The 22,836-nt window shown below is 71.2% G+C and carries 14 protein-coding genes, 1 tRNA gene and 3 pseudogenes; 14 read left to right on the top strand and 4 right to left on the bottom strand.

Annotated elements, in window-relative coordinates; translation table 11 throughout:
- Positions 1–154 precede the first annotated feature (154 nt).
- Complete coding sequence (locus EJG53_RS31080) at positions 155–1,015, top strand: DUF4184 family protein (protein ID WP_125047693.1); 861 nt, start codon at positions 155–157, stop codon at positions 1,013–1,015.
- A 76-nt stretch (positions 1,016–1,091) separates the two neighbouring features.
- Here EJG53_RS31080 and polA read toward each other — a convergent pair whose 3' ends face one another.
- Positions 1,092–3,830 carry a DNA polymerase I gene (gene polA / locus EJG53_RS31075; RefSeq protein ID WP_125047692.1) on the bottom strand — a complete coding sequence of 913 codons (2,739 nt, stop codon included), beginning with the start codon at positions 3,828–3,830 and terminating at the stop codon, positions 1,092–1,094.
- A gap of 166 nt (positions 3,831–3,996) precedes the next feature.
- On the opposite strand from polA, the gene EJG53_RS31070 reads away from it, so the two are divergent.
- From EJG53_RS31070 to EJG53_RS31040, 7 genes are all read left to right on the top strand, one after another.
- Positions 3,997–6,285, top strand: coding sequence for an FdhF/YdeP family oxidoreductase (locus tag EJG53_RS31070; protein ID WP_125047691.1), 2,289 nt, complete (start codon positions 3,997–3,999; stop codon positions 6,283–6,285).
- 173 nt (positions 6,286–6,458) lie between these two features.
- A complete protein-coding gene (locus EJG53_RS31065) occupies positions 6,459–6,935 on the top strand; it encodes a PaaI family thioesterase (protein WP_125047689.1) in 477 nt (158 codons plus the stop codon).
- 538 nt (positions 6,936–7,473) lie between these two features.
- Entirely contained in the window at positions 7,474–8,706 is a 1,233-nt protein-coding gene (locus tag EJG53_RS31060) for a branched-chain amino acid ABC transporter substrate-binding protein (RefSeq protein WP_125049712.1), read from the top strand.
- Positions 8,707–8,930: 224 nt separating this feature from the next.
- Positions 8,931–9,860, top strand: a complete 930-nt coding sequence (locus EJG53_RS31055) for a branched-chain amino acid ABC transporter permease (RefSeq protein WP_031003806.1) — start codon at positions 8,931–8,933, stop codon at positions 9,858–9,860.
- 5 nt (positions 9,861–9,865) lie between these two features.
- Positions 9,866–11,722 (top strand): branched-chain amino acid ABC transporter permease, encoded by a 1,857-nt coding sequence (locus EJG53_RS31050; protein WP_125047687.1) that lies wholly within the window; start codon positions 9,866–9,868, stop codon positions 11,720–11,722.
- Positions 11,723–11,729: 7 nt separating this feature from the next.
- A complete protein-coding gene (locus EJG53_RS31045; RefSeq protein ID WP_125047685.1) occupies positions 11,730–12,680 on the top strand; it encodes an ABC transporter ATP-binding protein in 951 nt (316 codons plus the stop codon).
- The gene (locus tag EJG53_RS31040; RefSeq protein ID WP_125047683.1) at positions 12,677–13,399 is read left to right on the top strand and encodes an ABC transporter ATP-binding protein; all 723 of its coding nucleotides are present in this window, start codon (positions 12,677–12,679) and stop codon (positions 13,397–13,399) included. The genes EJG53_RS31045 and EJG53_RS31040 overlap by 4 nt, the downstream gene beginning before the upstream one ends.
- A gap of 53 nt (positions 13,400–13,452) precedes the next feature.
- Here the strand turns inward: EJG53_RS31040 and EJG53_RS31035 are convergent, their stop codons facing one another.
- Positions 13,453–13,650 (bottom strand): hypothetical protein, encoded by a 198-nt coding sequence (locus tag EJG53_RS31035; protein WP_031003814.1) that lies wholly within the window; start codon positions 13,648–13,650, stop codon positions 13,453–13,455.
- Between the two features lie 436 nt (positions 13,651–14,086).
- On the opposite strand from EJG53_RS31035, the gene EJG53_RS31030 reads away from it, so the two are divergent.
- From EJG53_RS31030 to EJG53_RS31020, 3 genes and pseudogenes are all read left to right on the top strand, one after another.
- Entirely contained in the window at positions 14,087–14,932 is an 846-nt protein-coding gene (locus tag EJG53_RS31030; protein ID WP_167515194.1) for an AfsR/SARP family transcriptional regulator, read from the top strand.
- A gap of 210 nt (positions 14,933–15,142) precedes the next feature.
- Positions 15,143–15,604: pseudogene (locus EJG53_RS31025) on the top strand (AfsR/SARP family transcriptional regulator); the annotation flags it as partial.
- A gap of 123 nt (positions 15,605–15,727) precedes the next feature.
- Positions 15,728–18,707 (top strand): annotated as a pseudogene (locus EJG53_RS31020) (AfsR/SARP family transcriptional regulator).
- 3 nt (positions 18,708–18,710) lie between these two features.
- Here the strand turns inward: EJG53_RS31020 and EJG53_RS31015 are convergent.
- Positions 18,711–19,388, bottom strand: a complete 678-nt coding sequence (locus EJG53_RS31015; RefSeq protein ID WP_125047679.1) for an ANTAR domain-containing response regulator — start codon at positions 19,386–19,388, stop codon at positions 18,711–18,713.
- Between the two features lie 99 nt (positions 19,389–19,487).
- Here EJG53_RS31015 and EJG53_RS31010 point away from each other — a divergent pair.
- From EJG53_RS31010 to EJG53_RS31000, 3 genes and pseudogenes are all read left to right on the top strand, one after another.
- Positions 19,488–19,560: transfer RNA gene (locus EJG53_RS31010), tRNA-Leu, on the top strand.
- 109 nt (positions 19,561–19,669) lie between these two features.
- Positions 19,670–20,443 (top strand): annotated as a pseudogene (locus EJG53_RS31005) (helix-turn-helix domain-containing protein).
- Positions 20,444–20,492: 49 nt separating this feature from the next.
- Positions 20,493–21,266: a helix-turn-helix domain containing protein gene (locus EJG53_RS31000; RefSeq protein WP_125047677.1), complete on the top strand. Its 774-nt coding sequence runs from the start codon at positions 20,493–20,495 to the stop codon at positions 21,264–21,266.
- Positions 21,267–21,281: 15 nt separating this feature from the next.
- Here the strand turns inward: EJG53_RS31000 and pyk are convergent, their stop codons facing one another.
- A complete protein-coding gene (pyk, locus tag EJG53_RS30995) occupies positions 21,282–22,718 on the bottom strand; it encodes a pyruvate kinase (RefSeq protein ID WP_125047675.1) in 1,437 nt (478 codons plus the stop codon).
- Positions 22,719–22,836: the final 118 nt, after the last annotated feature.

Raw genomic sequence — 22,836 nt, 5'->3', positions numbered from 1 at the left:
GTTGCCCGTCCCCTCCGCGTTGATCCACCGCGCGCACGGCGCCGTGCAGCGCACCCCGGCGCTCCCAACTCACGTGACACTACGACAACTTCCGGCGGGCATCTACTGCTCTCAACGCCAGACATACTGATCCTAAACGATCAGGGAGAGAGTCATGCCGTTCACACTCAGCCATGCCGCCGCGGTGCTCCCGGCCCTGCGGCGGACCGGGACGGCACGCGGACCGCTGGTCGCCTCGGCTCTCGTCGCCGGATCGTTCGCGCCGGACCTGACCTATTACGCGGACTCCGTGGTGCCCGGCGCCATGCTCTTCGGCGACGTCACGCACGGGCTGCCGGGCATGCTCACGGTGGACGTGCTGGTCACCGCCCTGCTCGTCGGCGGCTGGCTGCTGCTGCGCGAACCGCTGGTGGCGCTGCTGCCGGCGGCCTGGCGCGGCAGGGTGTACGCGGCGGTGCGCGGGCGTCCCTGGCCGGCGGGCGGCCGATCGCTCGCGGCGCTCGCCGTGTGGTTCTACGTCTCGGCGGTGCTGGGCGCGCTGACCCACATCGTCTGGGACGCGTTCACGCATCCGGGCCGCTGGGGCACCCGGCTGTTCCCCGTCCTCAACGAGGTCGTCGGGGGCTTTCCGCTCTGCATGTACGTCCAGTACGGCACGTCGGCGCTGGCCCTGGTCCTGATCGGCTGGTTCCTGTGGACGGCGCTGCGGCAGGCGCCGGACGCCCCGGCCCCGGCCGGGCTGCCGGTACTGGACGGAAGGAGGCGGCTGCTCGGCGTGGCGCTGCTCGCGCTGTGCCTGGCCGGCGGCGCGGTGCACCGCACGCTGCGGGCCCGCGCCGAGTTCGGGGCCCTGGCCGTGACCTGGTTCGACTACGTGCCGACCGTGCTCTTCGGCGCGGGAGCGGGCCTCGCCCTCGGGCTGCCGCTGTACGCGGTGACGGTACGGCTGCTGCACCGCCGCACGCCCCGGGCCGACCGCACGGCCGCGTACGACCACTCCGGCGCTCGACCGTAGACGGCCACCGGCACGGCCGGGAGGCAGAGGCGCCGCACACCCGTCCTTACGCGCGGCGCCTCCCCCGTCACGCGCCTCAGTGCGCCGCCGACTCCCAGTCACCGCCGGAACCGACGGACACGTCCAGCGGGGCACGCAGTTCCACGGCGCCCGCCATCTCGCGCCGCACCAGCTCCTCGACCTGCTTGCGCTCGCCGGGCGCGACCTCGACCACGATTTCGTCGTGCACCTGGAGCAGCATCCGGGAGGTGAGGCCGGCGGCCCGCATCGCCTCGTCGACCCGCAGCATGGCCACCTTGACGATGTCGGCGGCGGTGCCCTGGATGGGGGCGTTCAGCGCCATCCGCTCGGCCATCTCACGGCGCTGGCGGTTGTCGCTGTTCAGGTCGGGGAGGTAGCGGCGGCGGCCCATGATCGTCTCGGTGTAGCCGGTGGCGCGGGCCTTGTCGACGACGTCCTGGAGGTAGTCGCGCACCCCGCCGAACCGCTCGAAGAAGTTGTCCATCAGACGGCGGGCCTCGTCGGGCTGGATGCCGAGCTGCTGGGAGAGGCCGAACGCGGACAGGCCGTACGCCAGGCCGTAGGACATCGCCTTGATCTTGCGGCGCATCTCCGGGTCGACCTCGGACTTGGCGACCGAGAAGACCTGGGAGGCGACGGTGGTGTGCAGGTCCTCGCCGGAGGTGAACGCCTCGATCAGGCCCTCGTCCTCGGAGAGGTGGGCCATCACCCGCAGCTCGATCTGGCTGTAGTCGGCGGTCAGCAGGGATTCGTACCCCTCGCCGACGACGAAGCCGCGGCGGATCGCCCGGCCCTCGTCGGTGCGGACCGGGATGTTCTGCAGGTTCGGCTCGGTGGACGAGAGGCGGCCGGTGGCGGCCACCGTCTGGTTGAAGGTGGTGTGGATCCGGCCGTCCGCCGCGATCGTCTTGATCAGGCCCTCGACCGTGGTGCGCAGCTTGGACTGCTCCCGGTGCCGCAGCATGATCACCGGGAGTTCGTTCTCGGTCTGCGCGGCGAGCCAGGCCAGGGCGTCGGCGTCGGTGGTGTAACCGGTCTTGGTCTTCTTGGTCTTGGGCAGGCCCAGCTCGCCGAAGAGGACCTCCTGGAGCTGCTTGGGTGAGCCGAGGTTGAACTCGTGGCCCGCCGCGGCGTGCGCCTCCTGCACGGCCTGCTGGACGGCGGCGGCGAACTGCTGCTCGATGCGCTCCAGCCAGCCCCGGTCGGCGGCGATGCCGGCCCGCTCCATCCGGGCCAGCAGCACGCTGGTGGGCAGCTCCAGGTCGCGCAGCAGACCGGCCGCGCCGACCTCGTCGAGCTTGGTGGTCATGGCGGCGCCGAGATCCAGGACCGTACGGGCCTGGTTCATCAGGGCGTCGGCCTGGGCGCGGTCGTCGGCGCCGAAGGCGAGCTGTCCGTCGCTCTCGGCGGCCGGTGCCAGGTCGCGGCCCAGGTACTCGACGGACAGGGCGTCCAGCGCGAAGGAGCGGCGGCCGGGCTTGACCAGGTAGGCGGCGAGGGCGGTGTCCATCGTGACGCCGTCGATGCTCCAGCCGTGCTCGCCGAAGACCCGCATCAGGCCCTTGACGTTGTGCATGACCTTGTGGCGCGCCGGGTCGGCGCTCCAGGCGGCGAAGGCGCGCTCGTCGGCCTCGTCCAGCGTGGTGGGGTCGAACCAGACGGCCGGGCCCTCGGCGGTGGCCAGGGCGACCTCGGCGACGCTGCCGCTGCCGACCGTCCAGGTGTCGACCGTGGAGACGCCCAGCAGCTTGCCGCCGTGCTCGGCCAGCCAGGGGGCCAGCTCGCCGGCGCCGGCGACCGTGCCGTCGATCTCCACCTCGGCGGGCGCGGGCCCGGCGTCGGCGGCCTCCGCGGCGCCCGGGTCGGCGGCCAGCAGGCGCTCGCGCAGCCCCTGGTTGCGGATCTCCAGCGTCTCCAGGAAGACGGTCAGCGCCGAGCGGTCGTACGCCGCGCGCGCCAGCTCGGCGGGGCCGCAGGGCAGCTCCACGTCGCGCACCATCTCGGTCAGGACACGGTTGAGCTTGACCGCCTCCAGGTGGTCGCGGAAATTCTGCCCGGCCTTGCCCTTGACCTCGTCGGCGCGCTCCACCAGCTCGGCGAACGAACCGAACTGGTTGATCCACTTCGCGGCGGTCTTCTCGCCGACGCCGGGGATGCCGGGCAGGTTGTCGGACGGGTCGCCGCGCAGCGCCGCGAAGTCCGGGTACTGGGCGGGGCTCAGGCCGTACTTCTCCTGGACCTTCTCCGGGGTGAAGCGGGTCAGCTCGGAGACGCCCTTGGTGGGGTACAGCACCGTGACGTCGTCGCTGACCAGTTGGAAGGAGTCGCGGTCGCCGGTGACGATGGAGACCTCGAAGCCCTGGGCGGTGGCCTGGGTGGCGAGCGTGGCGATGACGTCGTCGGCCTCGAAGCCCTCCACGGCGAAGCGCTTGACGTGCATCGCGTCCAGCATCTCGCCGATCAGCTCGACCTGGCCCTTGAACTCGTCGGGGGTCTTGGAGCGGTTCGCCTTGTAGTCGGGGAACTCCTCGGAGCGCCAGGTCTTGCGGGAGACGTCGAAGGCCACCGCGAAGTGCGTGGGCGCCTCGTCACGCAGGGTGTTCGCGAGCATCGACGCGAAGCCGTAGATCGCATTGGTCGGTTGCCCGGAGGCGGTGGTGAAATTCTCCACGGGCAGGGCGAAGAACGCCCGGTACGCCATGGAATGCCCGTCCATCAGGAGCAGCCGGGGACGGCCGCCCTCCACCGCTTCGGTGCCGGTCGCTTCGCTCTTCTTCGCTGCCTTTGCTGCCACACCCCGATCCTGCCACGCCCCACTGACAATCCCCGCCGCGACGACCGCGGCGGCGCCACCGTCAGCCGTCCGTGACAGGATTCTGTATACGGCACCTATCGTCGCCCCGCGGTGTCGGCGGCGCCGTACCCCTAACAGCACACCACCCGGCTCAAGGGAGAGCGCCATGGCAGGCAAGCCGCCCGCTTCGGACCCGATCCAGGACTCGCCCGAGGTCACGCCGCCCGAGCACTATGCCGTCGGCCTGCCGGCCATCGGCCACGCGCTGCGCATGTCCCAGCAGCAGATGGGCGTGCGCCGCACGGCCCTGACGCTGCTCCGCGTCAACCAGAAGGACGGCTTCGACTGCCCCGGCTGCGCCTGGCCCGAGCCCGAGCACCGGCACACGGCCGAGTTCTGCGAGAACGGCGCCAAGGCCGTGGCCGAGGAGGCCACGCTGCGCCGTGTCACGCCCGACTTCTTCGCCGCCCACCCGGTCTCCGACCTCGCGGACCGCAGCGGCTACTGGCTCGGCCAGCAGGGCCGCCTGACCCAGCCGATGTATCTGGCCGAGGGCGCCGACCGGTACGTACCGGTGTCCTGGGAGCGGGCCTTCGACATCATCGGCGAGGAGCTGACCGCGCTCGACTCCCCCGACGAGGCCGTCTTCTACACCTCCGGCCGTACGAGCAACGAGGCCGCCTTCCTCTACCAGCTCTTCGCCCGTGAGTTCGGCACGAACAACCTGCCCGACTGCTCGAACATGTGCCACGAGTCGTCCGGCTCCGCGCTCACGGAGACCATCGGCATCGGCAAGGGCAGCGTCCTGCTGGAGGACCTGTACAAGGCCGACCTGATCATCGTCGCGGGGCAGAACCCGGGCACCAACCACCCCCGGATGCTCTCCGCCCTGGAGCAGGCCAAGGCCGGCGGCGCGAAGATCATCTCGATCAACCCGCTGCCCGAGGCGGGCCTGGAGCGCTTCAAGAACCCGCAGAGCCCGCGCGGCCTCGCCGGGCGCGGCACGGCCCTGACCGACCTGTTCCTCCAGGTGCGCCTCGGCGGCGACCAGGCCCTCTTCCGCGCGCTGAACCGGCTCGTCCTGGAGACCGAGGGCGCCGTCGACACCGAGTTCGTCGAGGAGCACACCCACGGCTTCGAGGAGTTCGCCGCGGCGGCCCGCGCAGACGACGACTGGGACGCGACGCTCGCCGCCACGGGCCTGACCCGCGCGGAGATCGAGCGCGCGCTGGAGATGGTCCTGGCATCGCGCCGCACGATCGTCTGCTGGGCGATGGGCCTGACCCAGCACAAGCACTCCGTCCCCACCATCCAGGAAGTCGTCAACTTCCTGCTGCTGCGCGGCAACATCGGCCGCCCCGGCGCGGGCGTGTGCCCGGTGCGCGGCCACAGCAACGTGCAGGGCGACCGCACGATGGGCATCTTCGAGCGCCCCGCACCCGCCTTCCTGGACGCCCTGGAGAAGGAGTTCGGCTTCGCCCCGCCCCGCGAGCACGGCTACGACGTCGTACGGGCCATCCGCGCGCTGCGCGACGGCGACGCCAAGGTCTTCTTCGCGATGGGCGGCAACTTCGTCTCCGCCACTCCCGACACGGACGTCACCGAGGCCGCCGTACGCCGCGCCCGGCTGACCGTCCACGTCTCCACCAAGCTCAACCGCTCGCACGTCGTCACCGGCGCCCGCGCCCTGATCCTGCCCACCCTGGGCCGCACGGAGCGCGACGTGCAGGCGGGCGGCGAGCAGTTCGTGACCGTCGAGGACTCCATGGGCATGGTGCACGCCTCGCGCGGCCGCCTCGCGCCCGCCAGCCCCCACCTGCTCTCCGAGCCCGCCATCGTGGCGCGTCTCGCGCGCCGCGCCCTCGGGCCGGACAGCCGCACGCCCTGGGAGGAATTCGAGAAGGACTACGGCGCGATCCGTGACCGGATCGCCCGAGTCGTCCCCGGCTTCGAGGACTTCAACGCCAAGGTGGCCCGCCCCGGCGGCTTCGCCCTCCCGCACGCCCCACGCGACAGCCGCAGCTTCCCCACGGCCACCGGCAAGGCCAACTTCACGGCCGCGCCCGTGGAATACCCGCACCTGCCCGAAGGCCGGCTGCTCCTCCAGACGCTGCGCTCGCACGACCAGTACAACACCACCGTCTACGGCCTCGACGACCGTTACCGCGGCATCAAGAACGGCCGCCGCGTCGTCCTGGTCAACCCCGAGGACGCCCGCGCGCTCGACCTGGCCGACGGCTCGTACACGGACCTCGTCAGCGAATGGACCGACGGTACGGAGCGGCGCGCGCCCGGCTTCCGCGTCGTCCACTACCCGACGGCGCGCGGCTGCGCGGCGGCGTACTACCCGGAGACCAACGTCCTGGTGCCGCTCGACCACACCGCCGACACCAGCAACACCCCCGCATCGAAGTCGCTGGTGGTCCGCCTGGAGCCGGTGGCGCCGCGGACCTGACCGGACGGCGCGGACCTGACCGGACGGCGCGTACGGTACGGGCCGCCGCCCCCGGCCCGTACCGCCGCCCCGTGGCCTGATAAGAACGTGCACGACTCAACGACCGGCGTCGGACCGGCGCCGCCCCGGCGCGCCGCACCGCCGCCCCCGGCACACGAACGGAGCCGCAGGACATGGGCGAGCAGCGCGCGACCACGTTTCCGCAGGAGATCATCGACCAGTGGGCCGGCCTCGGCCTGGACCTCGCCGCGCTGTTCTCCGCCGGTCACCTCGGTACGCGCATGAGCGTGCAGGTCCTGGAGGCCGCGCCGGAGCGGATCGTCGGCACCATGCCGGTCGAGGGCAACACCCAGCCGTACGGGCTGCTGCACGGCGGCGCCTCCGCGGTGCTCGCCGAGACCCTCGGCTCGGTCGGCGCGATGCTGCACGGCGGCCCCACCAAGCTGGCGGTCGGCGTCGACCTGAACTGCACCCACCACCGCGGCGCGCGCTCCGGCCTGGTCACCGGCGTCGCCACTCCGGTGCACCGGGGCCGCTCGTCCGCCACGTACGAGGTCGCGATCACCGACGAGGACGGCAAGCGGGTCTGCAGCGCCCGGCTGACCTGCATGCTGCGCGACGTGGACGCGTCGGTGTACCACCGCGGCTGAAACCCGTCCCCGCGCGCGGCCTCCACGGCGTCCTGGCGGCCCCGTTCCCGGAGAGGGAGCGGGGCCGTCGCCGTACGCTCCCCGGCGCGTGAACCCCGTCCTCCGCTCCGCGCCGCGCGCCCCCGCGTCCCGTAACGCTCCGTAGCCCGCGCGGAGGGCGCCACCGCCGCCGGGCCCCCTCTGCCGCACCGGTCCCTCCTCCGTCCCGCACGCCCCATCCGATATGCGGACGTCCGCACCATGATCAGCCCCAAATCCCCTGCGGGAAGTGCCAGTTCACGCTCCGCTCGGCGTCCGCGCCGAATGTAAGGAGCATGAGGGCAAAACGCTCATCGACGGTCATAACAAGAGCGTCACATCCTGGTCAGCGCCGCTGTCAGGCCACCGGGCACCGCTCTAGAGTCACCGCCAGTCACCGCGCCGCCGGGCGCGCACTGCCAGCACGGACCCTGCACCACCCGTACGGCCCGGCGCGCGAAACGGTCGTGCGACGCGCCCGACCGCGCCAGGGAAAGGACTGATCGTGCGTCACCGTTCCTTGCTCATACTCACCACCGCGGTCACCGCAGGCGCCCTCACACTCTCCGCATGCGGCTCCCGCGGCGACGACAAGAAGGGCGGCGAGGGGTCCAAGACGTCCGTGACCATCGGACTGGACGCCCCGATCACCGGCGAGCTCTCCGCCCTCGGCCTCGGCATCCGCAACTCCGCCCAGCTCGCCGTCGACAACGCCAACAAGGCAGGCGAGGTCAAGGGCGTCGAGTTCAAGCTCGAACCGCTCGACGACAAGGCGCAGGCCAACGTCGGCCAGCAGAACGCCACCAAGCTCGCCGGCGACAAGGACGTCCTGGGCATCGTCGGCCCGCTGAACTCCAGCGTCGCCCAGTCCATGCAGCAGGTCGCCCAGCAGAACGGCGTGGCGCTGATCTCCCCCGCCAACACCACCCCGGACCTCACCCAGGGCAAGGACTGGAAGCAGAACAAGCGCGTGCGGCAGTTCTCCACCTACTTCCGCACGGCCACCACCGACGAGGTGCAGGGCGCCTTCGACGGCCAGTTCGCCTGGGAGAAGGCGAAGTTCAAGAACGCCTACGTGATCGACGACCAGAAGACCTACGGCGCCGGTCTCGCCGCCTCCTTCCGCACCCAGTTCACCAAACTGGGCGGCAAGGTCGTCGGCTCCGAGCACGTCAACCCGGAGGACCGCGACTTCAAGGCCGTCGTCGCCAAGGTCAAGGCGGCCAAGCCGGACGTCGTCTTCTACGGCGGCGAGTACCCCGCGTCCGGGCCGCTGAGCCAGCAGCTCAAGGACGGCGGCGTCACCGTGCCCCTGATGGGCGGCGACGGCATGTACAGCGCCGACTACATCAAGCTCAACAAAAAGGCGCAGGGCGACTACGCCTCCTCCGTCGGCAAGCCCGTCGAACAGCTCGCCTCCGCCAAGAAGTTCATCGAGGACTACCAGGCCGCCGGCTACAAGGACCGCTACGAGGCGTACGGCGGCTCCACCTACGACGCCACCTGGGCCCTGATCCAGGCCGTCAAGAAGGTCGTCGCGGACAACGGCGGCAAGCTGCCGGCGGACGCGCGCAAGAAGGTCGTCGAGGCCATGAACCAGGTCTCCTTCGACGGTGTCACCGGCCACGTCTCCTTCGACAAGTACGGCGACACCACCAACACCATGATCACCGCCTACCAGGTCGACCAGGGCAAGTGGGTCGCCCGCTTCAGCGCCGAGTTCAAGAAGTTCGACAAGGCCGGCAAGAGCTGATCCGGCCGGGCCGGCCCGTACGCCGGGGCCGGCCGCTCCGTACCGCCGAGGCCGGCGGACCCGGACCGTCCGCGGTCCCGGGCCCGCCGGACCCCGCCGCTCCATCCACCGGCCAGTGCCCCCGGGCCGCGCCAGGACGCCACGAACGCCCTCCGGCGCAGCCCGCGGCACACGGGCTTGCCGCCACCGCCCGTACCGTCTTCCCATCCCACGGAGGCCCTGCGGTGAACGAACTGCCGCAACAACTGGCCAACGGACTCATCCTCGGCGCGATGTACGGACTCATCGCGATCGGCTACACGATGGTCTACGGCATCGTCCAGCTCATCAACTTCGCACACGGCGAGATCTTCATGGTCGGCGGCTTCGGCGCGCTCACCGTCTACCTCGTCATGCCGTCCGGCACGTCCCTCCTCCTCGCGCTGCCCCTGATGCTCCTCGGAGCCGTCGTCGTCTCCGGACTCGTCGGTGTGGCAGCGGAACGTTTCGCCTATCGGCCGCTGCGCGGCGCGCCCCGCCTCGCGCCCCTGATCACCGCGATCGGCCTGTCCATCGCCCTCCAGCAGGCCGTCTGGATGTGGTACCCCGAGGGCAACAAGGCCCGGGTCTTCCCGCAGTTCAAAGGGGACTCCTTCGAGATCCTGGGCGCCACCGTCCAGCGCGGCGACATCTTCGTGATCGTCGCCGCCCCGGTCTGCATGATCGCCCTCGGCTTCTTCGTCACCCGCACCCGCAGCGGCCGCGCCATGCAGGCCACCGCCCAGGACCCGGACACCGCCAAGCTCATGGGCATCAACACCGACCGGATCATCGTGCTGGCCTTCGCCATCGGAGCGGTCTTCGCGGGCGTCGCCGCCGTCGCCTACGGGCTGCGCACCGGCGAGGTGCAGTTCCGGATGGGCTTCATCCTCGGCCTGAAGGCCTTCACCGCGGCCGTCCTCGGCGGCATCGGCAACATCTACGGCGCCATGCTCGGCGGCCTCGTCCTCGGCGTCGCCGAAGCGCTCGCCACCGGCTACGTCGAGGAGATCCCCGGCATGCAGCAGTTCGGCGGCGGTGCCTGGAAGGACGTCTGGGCCTTCGTCCTCCTCATCCTCGTCCTCCTGCTCAGGCCACAGGGCCTGCTCGGCGAACGCGTCGCGGATCGGGCGTGATAGCGATGACCACCACCACACCCGCCGGCGGCGGCAACGGCACCGGGAAGACGGCCGGGACCACGACGCGGCGCCCCCCGGGCGTCCTCCCCCTCCCCGAACGCGGCGCCCTCCTCGGCACCGCGGCCGCCGCCCTCGCCACCGCCGCCTCCACCGCCCTGCCCTGGACCTGGAGCAGCGACTTCCCCGGCGACCTCACCTACTACGGCTCTCCCGCCGGCCTCCAGCTCATCACCCTCGCCGGCGGCATCCTCACCCTCCTGTTCGCCCTCGCCGGCCTCGGCGTCCGCGGCTTCAGTTGGCTCACCCCCGCCGGCCGCACCGCCCCCGTCCTGTTCGCCGCCCTCGCCACCCTCGCCGCCACCTGGTTCACCCTCGCGGCCATCGCCGTGCAGCTCGGCGGCCTGGTCAACCTCGAAGCCGGCGGCTACATCGCGGGCGCCGCCGCGCTCGCCACGTTCCTCGGAGCCCTCGGCCTGCCCGCCGACCGCCTTGCCCCGGCGGGCCGGGAGACCGCCCCGGCACCCGGCGCCTGGCAGCGCTTCACGGGCGCGCTCGCCTCCGTACCGCCGCGCGCACCCGCACGGCCGCTGCCCTCCTGGGGCGAGATCCTGATCATCGCCGCGGCCTTCGGCGCCGGGCTGTACGTCTTCACGTACGGCATCGACGCGGAGGACGGCGCGCCCTTCGTCGGCTACCTGATCTTCGTCGCGCTCGCCGCGCCCGCGCTGATCCGCGCCGGGCTCGTCCGCCGCCTCACGGAGATCACCGCACGGCACCGCGGCGTCGCGCTCGCCGCGGCCTTCATCGCCGCGGCCTGCTTCCCGTTCACCCAGGACACCGACCAGTACACGATCATCGGCGCCAACATCCTGATCTTCGCCACCGTCGCGCTCGGCCTGAACGTCGTCGTCGGTCTCGCCGGCCTCCTCGACCTCGGCTACGTGGCCTTCCTCGGCGTCGGCGCCTACGCGGCCGCCCTCGTCTCCGGCAGCCCCGAATCGGCCCTCGGCCTGCACTTCCCGTTCTGGGCCGCCCTGCTGACCGGCGCCGCCGCCTCCCTCGCCTTCGGCGTGCTGATCGGCGCCCCGACCCTGCGCCTGCGCGGCGACTACCTCGCCATCGTCACGCTCGGCTTCGGCGAGATCTTCCGTATCGCCATGCTCAACCTCAACGGCACCACCGGCCCCGACGTCACCAACGGCGCCATGGGCATCCCCAACATCCCCAACCTGGAGATCTTCGGCTTCAACTTCGGCGAACCCCACGAGATCCTCGGCTTCACCATCGCCACCTACGGCAACTACTACCTCCTGATGATCCTCGTGACCGCCGTCGTCGTCCTGGTCTTCCGCCGGGCCGCCGCCTCCCGCATCGGCCGCGCCTGGATCGCCATCCGGGAGGACGAGACCGCCGCCGTCGCCATGGGCGTCAACAGCTTCCGGCTGCGCCTGCTCGCCTTCGCCCTCGGCGCCGCCCTCGCCGGTTTCGCCGGCACCGTCCACGTGCACGTCGTCACCACCGCCACCCCCGAGCAGTTCCAGTTCGCCGGGCCCACCCCGCCCAACTCCGCGTTCCTGCTCGCCGCCGTCATCCTCGGCGGCATGGGCACTCTCAGCGGCCCCCTCGTCGGCGCGGCCCTGCTCTTCCTCATCCCCGCCAAACTCGACTTCCTCCAGGACTACCAACTGTTCCTGTTCGGCCTCGCCCTCGTCCTGCTCATGCGCTTCCGCCCCGAGGGCCTGATCCCGGACCGCAGGAAGCAGCTCGAATTCCACGAGACCGGCCAGCTCGACGTACCCGACACCCGCCTGCCCGCCGGGGACCAGGCCCTCGGCGGCGGCACCCAGGCGAAGGCGTGACGAGACCATGACCACATCCACCAGCACCGCCGACACCGTCCTCGAAGCCGCGGGCGTCACCATGCGCTTCGGCGGCCTGACCGCCGTACGCGGCGTCGACCTGACCGTCCGGGCCGGCGAGATCGTCGGCCTCATCGGCCCCAACGGCGCCGGCAAGACCACCTTCTTCAACTGCCTCACCGGTCTCTACGTCCCCACTGAAGGCACCGTCAGCTACCGGGGCACCCGCCTCTCCCGTAAACCCCACCTCGTCACCAAAGCCGGTGTCGCCCGCACCTTCCAGAACATCCGCCTCTTCGCCAACATGACCGTCCTGGAGAACACCCTCGTCGGCCGCCACACCCGTACCAAGGAAGGACTCTGGTCCGCCCTCCTGCGCGGCCCCGGCTTCCGCAAGGCCGAACGCTCCTCCGAGCAACGCGCCATGGAACTCCTGGAGTTCACCGGCCTCGCCGCCAAACGCGACCACCTCGCCCGCAACCTGCCCTACGGCGAACAGCGCAAGCTGGAGATCGCCCGCGCCCTCGCCAGCGACCCCGGCCTGCTCCTCCTGGACGAACCCACCGCCGGCATGAACCCCCAGGAGACCCGCGCCACCCGCGACCTCGTCCTCGCCATCCGCGACCAGGGCACCGCCGTTCTCGTCATCGAGCACGACATGCGCTTCATCTTCAACCTCTGCGACCGCGTCGCCGTCCTCGTCCAGGGCGAGAAACTCGTCGAAGGCACCTCCGAGACCGTCCAGGCCGACGAACGCGTCGTCGCCGCCTACCTCGGTACGCCCTTCGAGGACGCACCCGGCGCCGAAGAGGCGGCCGAGGTACGGGCCGCGGAGGAACAGGCCCGCGCCGCCGGCCACGCCCCGGAGGACGCCCCCCGCGCCGCTCCCCCGCCCGGGGACCGCCCGCCGGGCGACTCCGCACCCGGCGGCCCCGCCCCGGAAGGAGACGCCCGATGACCACACCCCCGCTCCTCCAGGTCGAGGACCTGCGCGTCGCCTACGGCAAGATCGAAGCCGTCAAAGGCATCTCCTTCACCGTCGAGGCCGGCCAGGTCGTCACCCTCATCGGCACCAACGGCGCCGGCAAGACCACCACCCTGCGCACCCTCTCCGGCCTCCTCAAACCCCTCACCGGGAAGATCACCTTCGACGGCGCGCCGCTCACCGGCGTCCCCGCCCACAAGATCGTCGAACGCGGCCTGGCCCACTCGCCCGAAGGCCGCCGCCTCTTCCCCCGCCTGACCATCGCCGAAAACCTCAAGCTCGGCGCGTTCCTGCGCAAGGACGCGGACGGCATCGAGGCCGACATCCGGCGCGTCTACCAGCTCTTCCCCATCCTCGGCGAACGCAGCCGCCAGGCCTCCGGCACCCTCTCCGGCGGCGAACAGCAGATGCTCGCCATGGGCCGCGCCCTGATGTCCCGCCCCAAACTGCTGATGCTGGACGAACCCTCCATGGGCCTGTCCCCCATCATGATGCAGAAGATCATGGACACCATCCGCGAACTGCGCGCCCAGGGCACCACCATCCTCTTGGTCGAACAGAACGCCCAGGCCGCGCTCTCCCTCGCCGACCACGGCCACGTCATGGAGACCGGCACCGTCGTCCTCTCCGGCACCGGGCAGGAACTCCTGCACGACGAGTCCGTACGGAAGGCATACCTGGGCGAGGACTGAGCAGGCGCCGCGGGGCCCCGGCCGGAGGTGTACCGGGCCGGGGCCCCGACGGCCTACTGGGCGGCCACCAACACGTGATACAGCGCGTAGAGCACCGCCGGCAGCGCCCCGATGAGCACCGCGACGGCCGCCAGCACCGCCGGCAGCCGACGCGTCGACTTCAACTCCCGTACGAGGTAGGCGACCAGCCCGAAGAAGGCCAGTGTCACCACCACCCCGGCGGCAAGCCACATCCAGACATCCGAGTGCATGACGCACTCTCCCTTCGACCATGCCTAGTCCAGCGGGCGACCTCGGCGCACGACCGCGGAACGCTCCGGACAGGCCCGTGGTAAGGGAGCCCGCGGCCGGAACACGGCGATGCGAAGAGTCGGGACGACGGTAGCCCAAACCGCGCCCCGTGGGCCACAGTTGGGAAAGAAATACGGCGAGGCAGGGCTCCCGGGCTACCACCCCCGGGGCCCCGCCGAAAGCGCGCCGGACTAGGCATGAGTCCCAGGACGCTGTTCTGCAAGAGTGGATGCACCCTGTAAACAAACGATGAATGCACCGCACCCTCCCTTTATACCGCCCCGACCAAGGCTCCAACCAGCATGGATCCACGCTCACTTAACGTCCACTGAATGCCCTGCTAAGTTCGTCGGCAGCGCGTACAGCGCACTGGAGCACCGGAAGGGGCACACCGACGTGGCAACGCTCCGCTTCGGCCTGCTGGGGCCCGTGACCTCCCACTACGGCAGCACACCCGTCGCACTGGGCCCCCCGCAGCGCAGAGCCGTCCTCACCGCCCTGCTCCTCCAGCCCGGACAGGCCCTCACCGTCGCCGCACTCCGCGAACGCGTCTGGCCCGGCCCGCCCCCCGCGTCGGCGATCTCCGCGATCCACCTGCACATCCACCACCTGCGCCGCACCCTGGCGCAGTACGACACCCCGGGCCGCGACCGCCCGGTACGCCTGACCACCCACCCGGGCCACACCCCGGAGAACGTCAGCTACGTCCTCCACGTCGCCCCCGGCCACGTGGACACCGACCGCTTCCGCCACCTCGCGGACGACGGCGCCGACCACCAGGAGCGAGGCGACCACCACGGCGCCCTCGACCGCTTCGACGCGGCACTGGCCCTGTGGCGCGGCGAACCCCTCACCGGCCTCCAGCCCTCCGCCTTCGTACGCACCACCCGGCGCACCCTCACCGAGATCCACCTCGACACCGGCAAACGCCGGGCCACCGCGCTGCTCGCCACCGGAGCCGTCTCCCGGGCCACCCTCGCCCTCCAGGACCTGTACGACCGGCACCCCGACGACGAGAGCGTCGTCCTCGCGCTGGCCCGCGCCCTGTGCGCGGGCGGAGCGGAGAGCCGCGCCATGCGCCTGATCGGCGAAGAACTCGAACGACGGCACCGCACCGACGGCACCCGGCCACCGGCCCTGGCGCGCGCCCACGCGGCCCTCCTGCACGGCACCGCTCCGTACGACACCGTCCTTCACGACACCGCCGTTCACCCCACCCCGGACCGGCGCGATGGATCTTGACGCGCGGCTCCTCGGGCCGCTCCACCTCACGCTCGGCGGCATCGACATCACCCCGTCCGCCATCCGCCGGCAGGCGCTGCTCGCCGCCCTGCTGCTGCACCACGGCCAGAGCGTCCCCCTCACCGCCCTCGCCACGGACATCTGGGGCACCGACCCGCCCGCCACCCCAGAAACCAGATACAGACCCACGTCCACCGCATCCGCCAGCAGTTGGACAAGACCGCCGGCCACGGCACCGGACGCCGGCTCCTCCCCTGGACGCAGGACGGCTACGCCCTGCACCTCCCCGCGGACCACATCGACCTCACCCGCTTCGTCACCGCCGTCGACAAGGCCCGGGCACACCTGAACGACGACCACCCCGCCGTCGCCCGCACCCTGCTGGCCGACGCCCTCGCCACCTGGCGGGGCCCGGCCCTCGCCGGCCTCGCCACCGGCACCGGACTCACCCCCCACATACAACGCCTGGAAGACCTGCGTACCGAAGCACTCGGCCTGCGCATCGCCGCCGACCTCCGCACCGGCCACGCCGCACGCGCCATCCCCGAACTGCGCGCCCTGGTAGCCGAACACCCCGACGACGAAACCCTCCACGCGCACCTCGCCTCGGCCCTCCACACCACCGGCCGCACCACCGAGGCCCTGCGCGTCCTCGAACGCTACGGCGCCACCTCGGAGGCCGCGCACGGCACCGGCCTGCCGCCCCGCCTCCGGGCACTCCACTCCGCGATCGGGAACGACACGGAGCCCGCGACCACCCCACCCGTCACCACGCCGGACCCGCCGCCCCTCGCCATGAGCTCCCCGCCGCACCGCAGCACACCCGACGCCCACCAGAACTCCGTCCGCTTCACCGTCCTCGGCCCCGTACGGGCCTGGCGCGGCACGACGCCCCTCGCGGCCGGCTCCCCGCAGCAGCGGACCCTCCTCGCCACCCTGCTGCTCCGCGGCGGCCGGACCACCACCGCAGCCGAACTCGTCGACGCCCTCTGGGGCGAAGAACCACCGCACGCCGCCCTCGCCGCACTCCGCACCTACGCCTCACGCCTCCGCAAAGCACTCGGGCCCGACGCGGACATCCTGGTCGCCGAGTCCGGCGGCTACGCGCTCCGCCCCCTGGGCGACCAGCCGCTCGACCTCGACCTCGCCCACGCGGAAACGTACGCGGCCGAAGCCGAGAACGCCCGCGCCGCCGGAGACCACCACGCCGCCCGCGAACTCCTGAACTCCGCCCTCGCCCTGTGGGACGGCGAACCCCTGGCCAACCTCGCCGGCCCCTACGCGGACAACCAGCGCACCCGCCTGGAGGAATGGCACCTCTCCCTCCTGGAGACGCGCCTGGAACTCGACCTCGACCTCGGCAACCACACCGAAGCCGTCCTGGAACTCACCGCCCTCACCACCGCACACCCCCTGCGCGAACGGCTGCGCGAACTCCTCATGCTCGCCCTCTACCGCAGCGGCCGACAGGCCGAAGCCCTCGCCGTCTTCGCCGACACCCGCCGCCTCCTCGCCGACGAACTCGGCGTCGACCCCGCCCCCACCCTCGCCGCCCTGCACCAGCGCATCCTCACCGCCGACCCCGAACTGGCCGGCCCCGCACCCCGGAGGGCCGACGGACCGGCCGCCCCCGTCGTCCCCCTGCAACTCCCCGCCACCGTCCAGGACTTCGTCGCCCCGACACCGTCCTGGCCCAACTCCACGACCACCTCACCACCACCGACGGCCTGTTCACCCCCGTCGCAGCCATCAGCGGCATGCCCGGCGTCGGCAAGACCACCCTCGCCGTCCACGTCGCCCACCTCGTCCGCGACCGCTTCCCCGACGGCCAGCTCTACGCCGACCTCCAGGCCCCCCATGCCCCCACCGACCCCGAAGCCGTACTGGGGTCCTTCCTCCGCGCCCTGGACACTCCCGAAGCCCACATTCCCGACGGCGTCCACGAACGCGCCGCGCGCTACCGCGCCCTCCTCGCCAACCGCCGTGTCCTCGTCCTGCTCGACAATGCCCATGACGCCGGCCAGGTCCGCCCCCTCCTCCCCGGCACCGACGGCTCAGCGGCCCTCATCACCAGCCGCTCCCACCTCGTCGGCCTCGACGGCGCCCGGTTCATCCACCTCGACGTGATGAGCCCGGACCAGGCGCTGACCCTCTTCACCCGCATCGTCGGCGAACAGCGCGTCACCGCAGAACTCGAAGCCGCCAAGGAAGTGGTCCACGCCTGCGGACACCTGCCGCTCGCCATCCGCATCGCCGCCGCCCGGCTCACCACCCGCCGCACCTGGACCGTCTCCGCCCTTGCCGCCAAATTGGCCGACATGAGTCGCCGGCTGACCGAACTGCGCACCGGCGACCTCGCCGTGGACACCGTCATGGCAGCCGCCTACAGCCGGCTACGCCCCCACCAGGCCCAGGCGTTCCGCCTCCTTGGTCTCGCCGACGGCACCGACATCTCCCTCGCCGCCGCTGCCGCGCTGCTCGGCAGGGACACCGACGAAGCCGAAGACCTCCTCGAAACCCTCGTCGACACCGCCCTCCTGGCATCTCCCGCCCCCGGCCGCTACCGCTTCCACAACCTCGTACGCCTCTACGCCCGCGCCCGCGCCGAACGCGACGAAGACCCGCCGGAAGCGCGCTCAGCAGCCCTCACCCGGCTCCTCCACCACTACCTCGCCACCGCCACCGACGCCCACGAACTCAAATGCCCCGGCGACCGGCTCCTCGACCACCTCACCCCGGCCCCCGGCCCGGCACCGTCTTCACCGGCCGCAGCGCCGCACTGGACTGGCTGTCCGCCGAAGGCGGCAACCTCCTGGCCGCCGTACAGCAAGCCACCGCCCCGGGCCGAGCCGTCCACGAACTGCGCGCCGCCACCGACCTGCTCTTCCTCACCCAGGACCTGCTCGGCCCCGCCGCCCTCCTCCCCGAGTACGAGCAGACCGCCCGCACCCTGGCCGAAGCCGCCCAGGGAGCCGGAGACACCCCGGCGGAAGCCCGCGCCCGCCTCCTCCTCAGCCGCGCCCACGCCCGGCTCGGCCGCTTCCGGGAAGCCGAGATCCAGTCCCGCGCGGCCCTCACCCTCGGGCAGCTCGCCGACGACCCCGTCGTACGCGGCCGGGCCCTGAACCTCCGCGGCGTCGAAGCACTGACCGCCCACCGCCTCACGGCCGCCCTCACGTACTTCACCAAGGCCCTCGACGCGTTCCGGCACGACGGCGACCGGTACGGCGAAGCGGCGGCGCTCGCCCATCAGTCCCGCGCCCTGCTCGGGCTCGGACGCATGAGGGAATCCCTGGCCGCCGCGGACCACGCCCTCCGCCACTACCGCGCCCTCGGCGCCTCCGTACGGCTGGCCCATGGCCTGTACACGACAGGAGTCACCCTGGCCGCGGCGGGCCAACTGGACGCGGCACGGTCCCGGTACACCGAAGCTCTGGCGCTCTTCCACGAAGAACGCCAGAGCCTGTGGGCCGGGCTCACCCTCTACCGGCTCGCCGAAGCCCTTCTCGAAGCCGGGGAGCCCGCCGAAGCCGCGCGCCACGCGGAAAACGCCCTCAGCGCACTCCTGATCGACGGCGCCCCATGGCGGCGCGCCACAGTCCTCGTCACCCTCGGCCACGCCCTACGGGCAGCCGGCCGGCCGGAACGCGCGCACCTCACCTGGCAGGAAGCGCTACGGATCTTCACGACGCTGCGCGCCCCGGAGGCCGACGACGTACGCGCCCTGCTCGGCCTCCCGGCAGCGCGCACCCCCGCCGCCGCGCACCTGCACTGACCGCTACTCGCCGTCCTTGCCCTTCTTCTCCTTCTCCTTCTGCTGCTTCTTCTCCTCGGCGTCCTCGATGACCGCCTCGGCGACCTGCTGCATGGACAGCCGGCGGTCCATCGACGTCTTCTGGATCCAGCGGAAGGCGGCCGGCTCGGTCAGCCCGTACTGCGTCTGCAGCACGCTCTTCGCCCGGTCCACCAGCTTGCGGGTCTCCAGCCGCTGGGTGAGGTCGGCGACCTCCTTCTCCAGCGTCTTCAGCTCCGTGAAACGGCTCACCGCCATCTCGATCGCCGGCACCACGTCACTCTTGCTGAACGGCTTGACGAGGTACGCCATGGCCCCGGCGTCCCGCGCCCGCTCCACCAGTTCGCGCTGCGAGAACGCGGTGAGCATCAGCACCGGGGCGATGCTCTCCTCGGCGATCTGCTCAGCGGCGGAGATCCCGTCGAGGATCGGCATCTTCACGTCCAGGATCACCAGGTCCGGCCGGTGCTCCCGGGCCAGCTCCACGGCTTTCGCCCCGTCCCCGGCCTCGCCGACGACGGTGTACCCCTCCTCCTCCAGCATCTCCTTGAGATCGAGACGGATGAGGGCCTCGTCCTCGGCGATGACCACACGGGTCGTCTGCGGCGGGACATGCGACTGATCGTCCTCGGCGACGGGCTGCTCGGGCTCGGCGGCGCTCACGGGTCTCCTCGTTCCAGGCAGGTGGTGCCCCATGAGCCTACCTATCTCCTGTATGTTTGAGGCACGGCGGGTCTCCGCTAGCCTTGGTTTTCAAGGTAAGCCCTGGTAGTCCAGCGGGAGAGACACGGTGCTCAAACCACCGACAGCGTGGGTTCGAATCCCACCCAGGGCACTTTACCTTCGATTCGAAGGTAATCCACCGGTTGGCGATCTTCACTCTACGCGGTGAACGCAGGAGCGAATCTGCCCGCGCGGGCAGATATCCGGCCAAGCTCGTCTTCATGTACGACCTTGATACACGTCAGCGAGCCCTGATCCTCCTTCGGCAGGGTGTCACCAATCGTGAAGTGGCGCAGCAACTCGACGTGCCGCGCGGGACTGTCGGCTGGTGGCGCCATGAAGACCGCAAGCGCCGCGGCGAGCCGTTCGAGCGCGCCCACGACTGCCCCCGTTGCGCGCCTCGGCCCTTCGACCGCAGGGCCTATGCGTACTTACTCGGCCTCTATCTCGGCGACGGCCACATCGTCTCGAAGACGAAGCAGCACCACTTGTCCATCTACTGCGGTGATGCCTGGCCCGGCCTCGTCGACGAGGCCGAGGAGGCCATGGGCAAGGTGATGGCCACGCCTTCCACGGGCCGACGCCAGAAGACGGGGTGCGTGGAGGTGAAGTCGTACACCCGGCACTGGACGTGCCTGTTTCCCCAGCACGGCCCCGGCAGGAAGCACGAGCGGCCCATCGTCCTGGAGCCGTGGCAACAGGAGATCGTCGACGCCTACCCGTGGGAACTGATCCGCGGCCTGATCCACTCGGACGGCTGCCGGGTCACCAACTGCACCACGCAGCTCGTCGGCGGCCAGTCCAAGCGGTACGAATACCCGCGCTACTTCTTCACCAACAAATCCGAGGACATCCTGAAGATCTGATCCGACACCCTGACGGCCGTGGGCATCGAATGGAAGATCACCCGGAAGTTCGACGACCCGTTCAACATCTCCGTGGCCAAACGAGACTCCGTAGCCCTCATGGACATCCACATCGGCCCGAAGTACTGACCGCGCGGCTCCTCCCCTCACCCCGCTCGCCCGGAAGGCAGTCCCGGCCATGTACGACCTCCCCACCCGCAAACACGCCCTCGCCCTCCTGACCCAAGGGCGCAGTCTCAACTCCGTGAGCCGGGAGACCGGGATATCGCGCTCCGCCCTTCGTGAGTGGCGGGTCAGGCTGGAGCCGCTCGGCCGCCCGAGGTCGGAGTGCGTACGGTGCGCGAGTGCGCCGCGGCCGCCCGCCGACGCCGCCGCGTACGCGTATCTGCTCGGGCTCTACCTGGGGGACGGCTGCATCAGTCCGCACTCGCGCGGCGGCTTCGTCATGCGGATCGCGTGCGCGGACGCGTGGCCGGGGCTCATCGACGCTTGTCGTACGGCTGTGCTGCGTGCGGGGGCCGGCAACAGCGTCTGCCTGGTGCGTAAGCAGGGGTGCGTCATGGTGTCCTGCTACAGCGCGCACTGGCCCTGTCTGTTCCCGCAGCACGGCCCCGGTAAGAAGCACGACCGTCCGATCGTCCTGGAGCCCTGGCAGCAGCGCGTCGTCGACGCCCACCCCTGGGAATTCCTCCGCGGCCTCTTCCACTCCGACGGCTGCCGGATCACCAATTGGGCGACCCGCCTCGTGGGCGGCGTGCGCAAGCGGTACGAGTATCCGCGCTACTTCTTCACCAATGCGTCCGCCGACATCGTCCGGCTCTGTACGGACACGCTGGACGCGGTGGGGGTGGCGTGGCGGCAGGCCCGCCACAGTCGCCGCGCGCAGAATGTGTCGGTGGCCCGCCGTGCGTCTGTGGCGCTGATGGATGTGCACGTCGGGCCCAAGTACTGAAGCGGCGGCCGCGGGTTACTTCGGGGAGTCGTCCTCGCCGATGTGGTGGACGCGGACGAGGTTGGTGGAGCCGGCGACGCCGGGTGGGGAGCCGGCGGTGATGATGACGACGTCGCCGCGTTGACAGCGGCCGATGCGCAGGAGTTCCTCGTCGACCTGGGCGACCATCTCGTCGGTGGAGTCGACCTTGGGGCCGAGGAAGGTTTCGACGCCCCAGGTGAGGTTGAGCTGGGATCGGGTGGCCGGTTCGGGGGTGAAGGCGAGGAGGGGGATGGGTGAGCGGTAGCGGGAGAGGCGGCGGACGGTGTCGCCGGACTGGGTGAAGGCGACGAGGAACTTGGCGCCGAGGAAGTCGCCCATCTCGGCGGCGGCGCGGGCGACGGCGCCGCCCTGGGTGCGGGGTTTGCTGCGGTCGGTGAGCGGAGGCAGGCCCTTGGTGAGGATGTCCTCCTCGGCCGCGGCGACGATGCGGGCCATGGTGCGTACGGTTTCGGTGGCGTACTTGCCGACGCTGGTCTCGCCGGAGAGCATCACCGCGTCGGTGCCGTCGATGACGGCGTTGGCGACGTCGGAGGCTTCGGCGCGGGTGGGCCGGGAGTTCTCGATCATGGAGTCGAGCATCTGGGTGGCCACGATGACCGGCTTCGCATTGCGTTTGGCGAGTTTGACGGCGCGCTTCTGGACGACCGGGACCGTTTCCAGGGGCATTTCGACGCCGAGGTCGCCGCGGGCGACCATGATGCCGTCGAAGGCGGCGACGATGTCGTCGATGGCGTCGACGGCCTGGGGTTTTTCGACCTTGGCGATGACCGGCCGGAAGCAGTTCTCCTGGCGCATGATGCGGTGGACGTCGTCGATGTCGTCGCCGCTGCGGACGAAGGAGAGGGCGATGATGTCGGCGCCGATGCGCAGGGCCCAGCGGAGGTCTTCGCAGTCCTTCTCGGAGAGGGCGGGGACGGAGACGGCGACGCCGGGGAGGTTGAGGCCCTTGTGGTCGGAGACCATGCCGCCTTCGACGACCTTGGTGTGGACCTCGGTGTCGCGGACGTCGGTGACCTGGAGGGTGACCTTGCCGTCGTCGACGAGGATGCGTTCGCCGGGGGTGACGTCGTCGGCGAGGCCCTCGTAGGTGGTGCCGCAGCGGTGGCGGTCGCCTTCTACGCCGGGACGGACGGTGATGGTGAAGGCGTCGTCGCGTTCGAGAAGTACGGGGCCTTCGCGGAACCGGCCGAGTCGGATCTTCGGGCCTTGAAGATCGGCGAGGACGCCGACGCTGCGGCCGGTCTCCTCGGATGCTTTGCGTACCCGCTCGTACCGCGCCTCGTGGTCGGCGTAGGTGCCGTGGCTGAGGTTGAAGCGGGCCACGTCCATACCGGCTTCGACGAGTGCCTTGATCTGCTCGTACGAGTCGGTGGCGGGTCCCAGTGTGCAGACGATCTTTGCTCGGCGCATGATGCGACCCTACGACCTACTCATAGGTAGGGAACTGTGGGGAAGTGACTGCCCAACGGCCTTTACGTGAAAGGCTCTTGACAAGTAGTTGAATGCGCGCGCCGGTGCTCCGATGAGC

This window comes from Streptomyces chrestomyceticus JCM 4735 (genome assembly GCF_003865135.1).
Taxonomy (GTDB): Bacteria; Actinomycetota; Actinomycetes; order Streptomycetales; family Streptomycetaceae; genus Streptomyces; species Streptomyces chrestomyceticus.
This window is presented reverse-complemented; position numbering and strand designations above follow the sequence as displayed.